Below are 7,495 nucleotides of genomic sequence, written 5' to 3'. Positions count from 1 at the left end.
ATAAGACTGATCAGGGATATCGATACCAGATTGTCTTAATTGATTATTACGATGCTGTAATATAGATTCGCGTTGGAAAACATAATTGTCTAGAGAGATTTTTTTCGATAACTTATCAGCTTCTAGTAAATCTGCTCGAGTATTAATTGTATCAACTGTGGCAACGATTACTTCACCTCTAACATTCATTGCATAAACACGAGGATCAGTAACAAATACATCCACACCGAGACCAACTTGGTCACGAAATGTGCGCGGAGGTAAGAGTGGCAATAGGAAATAGCTAGATTCTTCCCAACCATAATAAGCTAATGTCATGCCAAAATCTGAAGCTTTGTATTCTGGTAATTTAAATGCTGTTGTTAAATCAATTAATCCACCTAACCCAAAAGTACTATTAAATACAAAACGATGTGTAGATTCTAAGAATGCAGTAATTCGACCTTGTAATAAGTTATTTGCCATATTACGCGGTTCAGTCAAATTGCTGACAGCATTACCTAACCCTTCATGAACAATATCAGGGGTAATTGCACGATAACCTGTAGAAAGAGGTTTGAGTAAAACCTCATCTAAAGTTGTATTGAAGGCATAAACTTTACGGTTATAACTTTCATAGGGGTCAGCAGGGTTTGTACCTGCACAACCTGCCAACAAAAGTACGCCAAGAAGGAGAGAGGAAAATTTAGTCATGGTGGTGAACTCTAAAATAGTAATTATAAAAACTGAACTAGTATTTTAGCCCAATGCCTTTATTCATTAAATATGTTGCGATGAAACACAATGTTGCAAATAAGATGCATAAGATTGTTAACGTCCATCCAATACTGATATCAGAGATACCTAACATACTATAACGGAATCCATTCACCATGTATAATATAGGATTAAAATAGGATAGCTTTTCCCAAAAGCCTGGCAAAAGGCTCACAGAGTAAAAAATACCTCCTAAATATGTTAATGGTGTGAGGACAAAGGTTGGGATAATAGAGATGTCATCAAACGATTTAGCAAAAATAGCATTGATGAATCCAGCTAGCGCAAAAACTGCTGAAGTGAGTAAGAAGATAATTATTGTTAATGGGAAGTTATGAATAGAGATAGGTGTGAAAAACAGTGTCACGATGGTGACAATGACTCCGACAAAAAATCCTCGTGCAATACCGCCCGTGATATACCCCGCTATAATGAGTAAATTGGACATAGGAGAAACTTGTAGTTCTTCTACATAATGTTGAAATTTGGCACCAAAAAAAGATGACACAACATTAGAATAACTATTATTAATGACTGTTAACATAATTAAACCAGGTGCAATGTATTCTGAGTAGCTAAAACCACCCATATCTCCAATGCGTGATCCAATAATTTGTCCAAAAATAATAAAATATAATGCTGTCGTGATTGCTGGTGGCAATAATGTTTGTGGCCAAATACGAATAAATCTCAAAATTTCTTTGACCAAAATCGTCTGGAAGGCGATCCAGTTAACATTTTGATGATTCACTATTCTACTTCCTTATTGCTAGTTAACTTGATGAATAACTCTTCTAAGCGATTGGCTTTATTACGAAGCGTGTCTACATTAATGCTGTGATCTTTGAGAATATCAAATACACTTGTCACTGAGTGGGGTTTTTGAATTTCTACTTCTAATGTCATAGGGTTAATAGCAGTAAAAGTCAGTCCTTCAATACTATTGGGTATTGTGCTTAATGGTTCACTTAGGCTGAGGACAAAAGATTCAGATTGTAGCTGCCTCAATAATGCATCCATAGAACAATGTTGAACAATTTCACCATGGTTAATGATGGCAATATTTTTACAAAGTAACTCAGCTTCTTCTAGGTAATGGGTTGTGAGAATAATCGTTGTACCTGTGGCATTAATTTTCTGTAATAAATCCCAAGTTTGACGTCTAATTTCAATATCAACGCCAGCGGTAGGTTCATCTAATATTAATAGGTTGGGTTCGTGCATCAAAGCACGCGCAATTAATAATCGACGCTTCATGCCACCTGATAAATTACGAGCCATAACTCGGGCTTTATCCGTTAAATGCAGTAAATCCAAATATTTTTTGGCACGTTCTTTAGCAATTTTACGAGGCACACCAAAATACCCTGCTTGGTTAATGAGAATCTCTTCACATAACTCAAACTGATTAAAGTTAAAATCTTGTGGTACTAAGCCTACCATGGACTTTGCATTACGCATATCAGATATGTGATCATGCCCAAATATTTCTATATGGCCACGTGTTGCATCTAATAGGCCTGTAATGATGCTAATCGTTGTAGATTTACCTGCACCATTAGGTCCAAGCAAAGCAAAAAAATCACCTTGCTCAACAGTTAAGTTAATACCTTTTAATGCTTCTTTGCCATTATGATAAGTTTTAGCGAGATCAGTAATGGCAAGAGCAGGGGTTTTAGTCTCTATCATATCTACGGTTGTTTGGTTTAGAGGATCTAGTCGGGCGTTCAGAAGATGTACGATTCGGGCGCTCTGATGATCTAGATGAGGTTTTACGAGCATTAGAAGAGCCAAATTCTGCTTTCATTTTTCTTGAAGAGTCGACAGAGGATGTTTTAGGCTTTTCTGTCACTGAATGATTTGAAAAACGTTTGGAAGGTTTTGCTTTATATGCGGCCTTTCGATTTTCGGGGGGCGCATAGAAATTTTCAATACGAAATGGCATTCCTGCATCTTCTAAAATGGCTTTTGTTGCATCAATATCAAGGTCAATGGAATGCCCTTGGCGTAATGATTTTGGCATAGTGTAGCTACCATAACGAATACGCATTAAACGTGAAACTGTCAAACCTTGAGATTCCCATAAACGGCGAACTTCACGATTTTTTCCACCTTTTAGAATAACATGATACCAGATGTTAGCACCTTCTCCACCAGAGTAGAGAATTTCATCAAATTTTGAGATGCCATCCTCAAACTCAACACCCGTTTTCATAGCTGTTACCATTTCTTCTGTTAATGTACCTAAAACACGCACAGCATATTCACGTTCAACTTCGCTAGAAGGGTGCATCATTTTATTGGCAAATTCACCATCGTTAGTCAGCAATAGCAAACCTTGGGTATTGATATCTAAACGGCCAATAGAGATCCAACGACCATTTTTAATGGGCGGCAAACTATCAAAAATAGTTTTTCTACCTTCCGGATCATTGCGAGTGGTAACTTCACCAATAGGTTTGTGGTATGCGATGATTCTACGGACTAAAGGAGAATCATCCAATTTGATGGGTTTACCATCAACTAAAATTTTCTCTGAGCCATCCACCGTTGTACCTAAGATGGCAACTTTTCCATTAACCGAAACTCTACCTTCGCGTATCCAATCTTCCATGGCGCGACGAGAGCCTAAGCCCAAATTAGCCAATACTTTTTGTAAACGTTCGCTCATACATTAATCCAATCAAACTTGATATAAAAAGGGTATCATTCTACTCGAAAATAAGCGTGAAGCCTATTCTATATTAAGAATTGTCTGAGATTAAGGGTAGTTTGATGGATACAATCAATCCTTCATCTTCAGCATTCTTAAAAGATAGCGTACCGTTGTGGTAGGTGATAATCGCATGTGTAATCGTTAAGCCCAAGCCATATCCACCATCTCTTTTATTGCGAGCACTATCTACGCGATAAAAGGGCTTTGTTAAGAAAGGAATATTTTCTTCAGGCACACCGCAACCATGATCTCGTACAGTAATGATTGCTTCGTTTGTCGATTCATCTTTATTTAAACTCACCTCAATTTTAGTATAAGGCTTGGTATGGAATAAAGCATTACGCACAATATTTTCGACTGCTCGTTCTAGTTTTAAATATTCACCTAAAACAATTAAGTCTTGCTCTACATCTGCGATGATTTCGACACCTTTATTTTGCTTAGAGAATTCAAATGCAGCATCATCTAAAATGGATTCTAATAAAGAGGTTAAATAGACTTCTTCAATATTTTGTTCAGAAGTTTGCTGAGCTTGTAATGGGCGAAGATAATTAAGAATTTCATCGATAAGCTCATTTAATCTTAGACCTTCATTTTCGATTCGATCTAATAACTCTTTGTAGTCAAATTTATGAAATTGTCGCTCTTTTAAAAGATTGATCGCGAGTTTTTGACGAGCTAAGGGCGAACGCAATTCATGAGCAATATCAGAAATCATCTCTTGTTGGCTTTTCTGAAGTTTGCTTAAATTTTGTACCATAATATTAAAGGTTTGTGTTAGCTCTTTAATTTCTGGTGTGGAATTTTGGGTTGATTCAGGAGGGATGGTTTGTAAGTTACCTTTTCCCACTTGTTGAGCGCTTTTAATCAGGGCTTCTATTGGCACTAGGAAGCGTTTTGCCCAAAAGAATGTAAAAAATAGGATGAGTCCAAAGATAGGAATGCTTCTTAGTAAAAAGCCTTCTGTAGATAAGCTAAAGTAAAGGACTGCATGGCTAGGGCTTTTGACTTCTATCAAATAAAGATATTGATTTTTATCGGTAAAATAGATCAGCTGATTCTGTTTGATATTACTCATTTCAAACAACTCTGCATGAGCTTTGAGGATGTTTTGATTGGGTGTGATGGCGCCAAGATAGTATACTGATAAATATTTAGAATATTTTTGTGCAAGGGATTCTATAACAGCTAAAGGATCGCTGATATCATCTTTATTGCCTGCAATTACAAGATTAGAAAGAATAGGGATGACTTCCGAATGATAAATTTCTTTCCAATCATTGTTATATTCATCAGCAATATAAACATATGCCAGTTGAACTGACAGCACAATAACGCTGTATGCCAGTACAACTGACAACCATGCCCTAAATAAAAAACTTTTATAAAATTCTTTTAGTTTAAGGCGCATAATGTTTATACACTCAATTGATAGCCGCGGCCACGAACACTTTTAATTTCTACATTTTCATCCATAATTTTTTTACGAATATTAGAAATATGAACATCTAAGCTGCGGTTAAATGGTGGTAATTTCTTATGCATTGCTTGCATAGAGATTGTATCTTTAGGCACGACTGCGCCAGGATTTTCAGCTAAAACAACAAGAATTTCATATTCAATGCCTGTTAAATCAATAGGTTTTTGATTGATATAAAAAATTCTTTTTTGCTTATCCCAATAGATTTTATCTTTTTCAAAGCTTTCCACAACCGGTGCAGTAACCTGATTAGCACGTCTCAAAATTGCTTTAATTCGTGCCAATAATTCACGTGGTTCAGGTGGTTTAGCAATATAATCATCAGCACCTAGCTCTAAGCCTAAAATACGATCAATGGGTTCAGATTTAGCAGTTAGCATAATAACGGGGAGATTAGGGTGTGTTTGGCGCAATTGTTTTAATGTTTCAATGCCATCTAATTTAGGCATCATGACATCTAATAAGCAAACATCAAATGTGGATGTTTGTGCAATTGCAACAGCCTCATTTCCATCATGAGCCACAACAATTTCTAAACCCTCACTCGCAAGGTAAGTGGATAAAAGTTCTGAAAACTCAATGTCATCATCAACAAGTAATAATTTTTTATTATTCACACTGCAATCCTATAAATTACAAAAAAGTTAAAGAAAAAATCTGATCATCTGTACTTAACCATGTATAACTATACAATATTATTGTGAATAATTTCACATAAAGTTGCTCTTATTAATTCTGTGATACACTGCTGAGACATGAAAATTAAATCTAGTATAATACAAAAACAGTCGCAAACCATGGTATTAACACAATCCATGCAGACTGCACTGAAGATTTTGCAATGTTCTCAATTAGAATTAGAACATGAAGTTTCTACCTTTCTTGAAGAAAATATAATGATAGAACAGGATGTTAATCATGAAGGTGATTTAGATTTATCATCTTATGAGCTAGAAACTGGTAGTTTAAAAAATGATCAAAATTCCGATAGTATTATTGAAAATGACAATTCTTCTCTTGATTTAGATCAAGAAACTCCTTTTGAAGTCATAGAAGATTGGAGTGCACATGAAGACAGTGGTTCCTTTGATCATTTAAGTTTTAAAAGTAATGGTGATGAAATGGATGATTTTGATACCAATACTTATGAAATTTCGTTAGAAGAACATTTATTAAATCAATTGATGTTACTTAAGTTGTCTCAAAAAGATTTTGTCATTGGTGCATTTTTAATAGATTCTTTAGATGATAATGGCTATTTCACTCAGCCAGCATCTCGTATGGTGGATGCATTATCTGAACAATATCCAAATATAGAGATTGATGAAGATGAGATCATGATGGTGCTTCGCCATATTCAGCAGTTTGATCCTCCAGGTATCGGTGCGACTTCATTAGAGGAGTCATTGATTCAACAAATTAAACAATTAGATCCAAAGCCATATTGGCAAGAGGAAGCTATAGATTTATTGAAATATCATTCTAAATGGCTGTTACAACATGATTTAAAAAGAATTGAACGAAATTATCATTTTTTAGAAGAAGAAGTAATTGAGATGTTGGAAGGATTTAAGTGTTTGAATCCCTATCCTGCTATTAATTATCGTAATCACAAAGTGGAAGCTGTTAAGCCAGATATCATTGTATTACAAAAAGGTGAAACATTAACGGTGACTTTAAATGAAGATATTTTGCCAAAACTGCGTATTAATCGTAAATATGCAAAATTAGCACAACGTGCAAAAATAGAAGGCCGAGATTTAATGCGATCACAATTAACGGAGGCACGTTTTTTCTTAAAGAGTATTGAAGATCGTTTTGATACCTTACTAAAGGTTGCAACCGCTATTGTCGATGCCCAACAAGCTTTTTTTCTAAATGGCAAAAAAGCTATGAAAGGGCTGCGTTTGCAAGATATTGCAGAGGCAGTTTCTTTGAATGAATCTACAATTTCTCGTGCGGTAGCAGGAAAATATATGATTTGTTCGCAAGGCACCTTGCCCCTCAATTTCTTTTTTACTAATCAGGTTTCCAGTGGTGAAGAGGATGCATCTGGCGTTGCTATTCGTGCGGTATTACAAGAAATTATTGCGGCAGAGGATAAGAAAAAGCCATTCAGTGATCAAAAATTACAAGAAATATTAGAAACAAAAGGGCATGAATTATCTCGCCGAACGGTTGCTAAATATCGTGAAACTTTAGGAATTCCGAGTTCAACACAGCGTAAACGATTAGTTTAAAGGCTATTGATAGGTTACTTTTTTGAAGTTAATTTCTTTTCCTCACCTTTTAAAATACGTTGAATATTCGCTTTATGACGAATGATTAATAATATATCCATGATCACGACAGCAATTACAACAGAAATGGAAGCATTGAATAACCATAAATAGATTGGAGCAATGATCGCTGCTGTTAACGCTGATAATGATGAAATTCTAGAAAGGGCAAAAACAACGAGCCATGTGCCAAATGCACACAATGCCACCCAAAGATTCAAGCCGATGATGCAGCCTAACGCAGTTGCAACGCCTTTACCACCT

8 protein-coding genes are annotated in these 7,495 nt (G+C 35.7%); 1 reads left to right on the top strand and 7 read right to left on the bottom strand.

The annotated features are described in order from the left end of the window. From BZK14_RS08870 to BZK14_RS08845, 6 genes are all read right to left on the bottom strand, one after another. Positions 1-693 (bottom strand): MlaA family lipoprotein (locus BZK14_RS08870; RefSeq protein WP_077926152.1); only part of this gene is annotated, 693 nt, incomplete at its 3' end. Positions 694-730: 37 nt separating this feature from the next. Continuing rightward, on the bottom strand, positions 731-1,507 hold the full coding sequence (locus BZK14_RS08865; protein ID WP_077926151.1) for an ABC transporter permease: 777 nt from the start codon (positions 1,505-1,507) through the stop codon (positions 731-733). Continuing rightward, a complete protein-coding gene (locus tag BZK14_RS08860; RefSeq protein ID WP_077926150.1) occupies positions 1,507-2,445 on the bottom strand; it encodes an ABC transporter ATP-binding protein in 939 nt (312 codons plus the stop codon). Before BZK14_RS08860 ends, BZK14_RS08865 begins: the two co-directional genes overlap by 1 nt. Continuing rightward, a complete protein-coding gene (rluB, locus tag BZK14_RS08855) occupies positions 2,432-3,427 on the bottom strand; it encodes a 23S rRNA pseudouridine(2605) synthase RluB (RefSeq protein ID WP_077926149.1) in 996 nt (331 codons plus the stop codon). Before rluB ends, BZK14_RS08860 begins: the two co-directional genes overlap by 14 nt. A 73-nt stretch (positions 3,428-3,500) precedes the next feature. Then, positions 3,501-4,832 (bottom strand): sensor histidine kinase, encoded by a 1,332-nt coding sequence (locus tag BZK14_RS08850; RefSeq protein WP_245831271.1) that lies wholly within the window; start codon positions 4,830-4,832, stop codon positions 3,501-3,503. A gap of 56 nt (positions 4,833-4,888) precedes the next feature. Further along, positions 4,889-5,569 carry a response regulator transcription factor gene (locus BZK14_RS08845; RefSeq protein WP_077926147.1) on the bottom strand — a complete coding sequence of 227 codons (681 nt, stop codon included), beginning with the start codon at positions 5,567-5,569 and terminating at the stop codon, positions 4,889-4,891. A gap of 138 nt (positions 5,570-5,707) precedes the next feature. On the opposite strand from BZK14_RS08845, the gene rpoN reads away from it, so the two are divergent. After that, entirely contained in the window at positions 5,708-7,192 is a 1,485-nt protein-coding gene (rpoN, locus tag BZK14_RS08840) for an RNA polymerase factor sigma-54 (protein ID WP_077926146.1), read from the top strand. A 14-nt stretch (positions 7,193-7,206) separates the two neighbouring features. Here rpoN and BZK14_RS08835 read toward each other — a convergent pair. Continuing rightward, the coding region (locus BZK14_RS08835; RefSeq protein WP_171973681.1) for a glycerol-3-phosphate acyltransferase at positions 7,207-7,495 on the bottom strand (289 nt) is incomplete at its 5' end.

Source organism: Wohlfahrtiimonas larvae, from assembly GCF_002006755.1.
Classification (GTDB): Bacteria; Pseudomonadota; Gammaproteobacteria; order Cardiobacteriales; family Wohlfahrtiimonadaceae; genus Wohlfahrtiimonas; species Wohlfahrtiimonas larvae.
This window is presented reverse-complemented; position numbering and strand designations above follow the sequence as displayed.

Excerpts from the sequence above, each read along its gene's own strand:
- BZK14_RS08860 (WP_077926150.1), bottom strand. The coding sequence starts at position 2,445 with ATGATAGAGACTAAAACCCCTGCTCTTGCCATTACTGATCTCGCTAAA.
- rluB (WP_077926149.1), bottom strand. The coding sequence starts at position 3,427 with ATGAGCGAACGTTTACAAAAAGTATTGGCTAATTTGGGCTTAGGCTCT.
- rpoN (WP_077926146.1), top strand. The coding sequence starts at position 5,708 with ATGAAAATTAAATCTAGTATAATACAAAAACAGTCGCAAACCATGGTA.